At 76.2% G+C, this 3,554-nt stretch carries 4 protein-coding genes; 2 read left to right on the forward strand and 2 right to left on the reverse strand.

What is annotated here, in order from left to right; translation table 11 throughout:
• Both LLG88_00370 and LLG88_00375 read left to right on the forward strand, forming a co-directional pair.
• A partial coding sequence (locus LLG88_00370) for an MATE family efflux transporter (GenBank protein ID MCE5245367.1) occupies nt 1-693 on the forward strand: 693 nt, incomplete at its 5' end.
• On the forward strand, nt 690-1,922 hold the full coding sequence (locus LLG88_00375; protein ID MCE5245368.1) for a diguanylate cyclase: 1,233 nt from the start codon (nt 690-692) through the stop codon (nt 1,920-1,922). The genes LLG88_00370 and LLG88_00375, both read left to right, overlap by 4 nt.
• A 54-nt stretch (nt 1,923-1,976) precedes the next feature.
• On the opposite strand, the gene LLG88_00380 is transcribed toward LLG88_00375, so the two are convergent.
• The gene (locus LLG88_00380) at nt 1,977-2,891 is read right to left on the reverse strand and encodes a CAP domain-containing protein (protein MCE5245369.1); all 915 of its coding nucleotides are present in this window, start codon (nt 2,889-2,891) and stop codon (nt 1,977-1,979) included.
• A gap of 217 nt (nt 2,892-3,108) precedes the next feature.
• Nucleotides 3,109-3,554, reverse strand: a 446-nt coding sequence (locus LLG88_00385; protein MCE5245370.1) for a hypothetical protein, incomplete at its 5' end; no start/stop codon positions are given.

Below are 3,554 nucleotides of genomic sequence, written 5' to 3' on the forward strand. Positions count from 1 at the left end.
CGCCTGCTCGCGCTGGGGCTGCCGATCGGCGCGCAGCTGATGCTCGAGATGTGGGCGTTCGCCGCGTCGAGCCTCCTCGCCGGATGGCTCGGCGCCGCCGCGCTCGCGGCGCACTCCGTCGCCCTCAAGCTGGCCAGCGTCTCGTACATGGTCCCGCTCGGGATCTCGATCGCCGCGGCGACGCGGGTCGGCAACCTCCTCGGCGCGGGCCGTCCCGAACAAGCGCGGCGCGCCGCGTGGACCGCGGTGGCGATGGGCGCGGGGGTGATGACGGTCTCCGCCGTCGCCTTCGTCGTCCTGCGCCGCGGCCTCCCCGCGCTGTTCCTCCGCGCCGACGCCGCCGAGTCGCTGCCCCTCGCCGCGGGCGTGCTGCCGATCGCCGCCGCCTTCCAGCTCTTCGACGGCACGCAGGCCGTCGCGGGCGGCGTGCTGCGCGGGGCGGGGCAGACCCGCGCCGCCGCGCTGATCAACCTCCTCGGCTACTACGCCCTCGCCCTGCCGCTCGCCTACTGGCTCGGCTTCGGCGCCGGTCCGGGGCGCGGCCTCGGGCTTTCGGGGATCTGGATCGGTCTGGCCGTTGGATTGTTTGCGGTCGCCGGGCTGCTCGTCGCGCGAATCAAGTACGGCTTGCGGCATAATCCAAGCGGCGGACCAGCGGACGGGCAGGTCGCGGGCTCGCCGGGGGAACGATGAACGATCGAGGCCGGGGCGCGGACGACGCGCCGGAACAGAAGAACGGACGCCTCGGCGCCGCGCCGTCGTCGGAGCCGCGCCGCGACGGGCGGGAGTCGGGGGGGCGATTCGTCTGCGACGTCTCCGGGAACCCGCTGGGGTTCGACCGCGCGATCGAGGCGCTGACCGGCTGGGAGGTCGGCGTGCCCGCGGCGCGCGGCGCGACCGACGGGCCGCCGCTCGTGTTCGGCATGCCGCCGCAGATCGAGGGGCCCGCGGAGCTTCCGCTGCGCCTGCGCTGCCACGACGGCAGCCATCTCGAGGTCCGCTGCCGCGTCGCGCCGGTCGGCCGCTCGCGCACGCTGGCGGCGGTCGAGGTCCGGCACGTTCTCGCGCGCATTCCGGTGGCACCCGATCCGAAGGACGCCGACTTCGATCCGCTGACGCGCCTCCCGATGGGGGAGCGGTTCGCGCAGCGGATGGAGGAGACGCTGGGATACGCCCGCCGCCTCGGGCAGCCGATGGGGCTGCTCGTGGTGGACGTGGACGGGATGACCGCGCTCAACGCCTCCTGGGGGCGGGAGCGCGGCGACGGCCTCCTCGCGCGCGTCGCGGGGATCCTGCAGGCCTCCGTGCGCCAGGCCGACATCGTCGGGCGCCATCAGGCGGACAGCTTCCTCGTCGTCCTCGCCGGGATCGGCCGCGGGCAGGCGCGCCACGTCGGCGGCCGGCTGCGGCAGTCGGTCGAGCGGTTCGCGGCCGCGGCCCTCGGCGGCGACGCGCCGCCGGTCACGGTGAGCATCGGCGTCGCCTGCCATCCGGCCGACGGCGTGGCCGGGGACGAGCTGATCAAGCGGGGCGAGCTCGCGCTCAACGAGGCGCGGCGCCTCGGCAAGAACCGCGTCTGGTGCTACCAGCGCCGGCCGCGCGTGCCGGCGCGGGCGTCGGTCTTCGTCGCCGGCAACGAGACGACGCCGATCGGCCAGGTCCGCGACATCTCGAACTCCGGCGTCTTCGTCGAGACCGAAGAAGACCTGCCGATCGACCTGCGGGTCGGCTTGGCGTTCACGCTGCCGGGGGACGACGAGCCGGTGCGGATCGTCGGCCGCGTCGCCCGGCGCGTGCCGCCCGGGGGGCCGGGCCGGATTCCGGGCGCGATCCCGGGGCTCGGCGTGGAGTTCGAGGTCTACAGCGACGAGGCGCGGGCGCGGCTCGAGGCGTTCCTCCGCCGCACGATGATCAGCGGCTGACGCGCGGCGCGACGTCGCGCCCCGCGCGGACCGCGCGTCGCGGCGCGGCGCTCGTCAGCGGCGCGGCGGCCCGCGTCGCTTCGGCGCCGTGTAGAAGAGCTGCGTGAAGTAGAGCTCGCCGCGCGGGCCGACGGCGACGCCGAGGCCCGACTCCTCGAACGTCCGGTCGAGGATGTTGTCGCGGTGCTCGGGGCTGTTCATCCACCCGCGGACGGCGTTGGCCGCGGGATCGTCCTGGCCGAGGCTCTCCGCGAGGTTCTCGCCGACGGCGCGGAAGTCGAGCCCCGCCGCCTCGACGCGCTGCGCGGGCGTCGTGCCCTCGGGCGACCGGTGGTCGAAGTAGCGCCGCGCGGCCATGTCGGCGCCGTGCCGCCGCGCGATCGCCGCCAAGAGGCCGTTCCAGCGCAGCGGCTCGAGGCCGCGCGCCGCGCGCTCCGCGTTGACGCCGTCGAACGTGCTTCGCTCCAGCGCGCGCAGCTCCTCCGCGTCGCGGCGCGGCGGGGGGGCGACGAGGAGCAGGACGACGACGATCCGGCCGTCGCGGCGCTCCGCCCAGCCGGCGCCGACCTCGCGGTACTTCTTCGCCATCACGGCGGCCCATTCGGCCGGCGAGCCGCGCCACGGCTCGACGATCCGCTCCGCCGGGACGTCGCGCCGCCAGGCGACGAGCCGGTGCTCGCGCGCCTCCGCGTAGACGACGCCCGCCGCGTCGAGGAACGGCGCGGTCGGCGCCGCCTCGCCGAGTTGCGCGGCCGGCAGGGCCGCGAGATCCCGCGCGCGCCGCGCCGCGGCGACGGCGAGCGCGGCGGGGCGCTCGAAGCGCGGCAGGCCGGCCTCGGCGCGCACGCGGTCGAGCAGCGCCAGCACGGACGTCGCGGGGTCGGGCGCGCCCGGCGCGGCGCAGACGGCGCCGGCGGCGGCGAGCGCCGCGACGACCGCCGTGAACAACCGGAAGACGCGGTTCGTCATGCGCCCAGTCTACAAGCGCCGGCGCGGCCGCAGGGAAGGGGACGGCGACGGGACGGCGCGACGACGCGCCGCGGCCGCGGAGTACGAGAAAGGCGAAGGCGGCTTCGCGGGGGCGCGACGACGCCCCTCGGCCGCGGACAAAGAAAACGGCGGGGGCGGGCTTCGCGGCGGCGTCCTGCTGCCGCGCGGCCCGCCCCCGCCGGGGAACGGAGCGTGATCAGAAGGTCTTGAGCGCTTCCTCGTCGTCGTCGAGCGGGATGAACTTCGCCGCCGTCGCCTTCGCCCTCTGCGCCGGGGCCGGCGCCGGGCGCTTCAGCTCGAACGCCGGCGCGCTCGGATCGATCGCGCGCCGCTGCGCGAAGCCGCTGTCCGCGCGCTTGGAGAGGTGGAAGACGCCGACGAGGCTCTGCACCTCGGCCGCCTGGCCGGCGAGTTCCTCGGCCACCGCGGCGGACTCTTCGGAGTTCGCGGCCGCCTCCTGCGTGTGGCGGTTCATCTGCTCGACGCCGGTGTTGACCTGGGCGATCCCCACCGACTGCTGCTCGGAGGCCGCGGCGATCTCGTTCATCACCTCGGTCACCTTGCGCGCCTGGTCGTGGATGTCGCGCAGCGCGGCGTCCACCTCGAGATTGACGGCCACGCCCTGCTCGGCGTGCTTCACCG

This window comes from bacterium (genome assembly GCA_021372775.1).
Lineage (GTDB): Bacteria > Acidobacteriota > Polarisedimenticolia > J045 > J045 > JAJFTU01.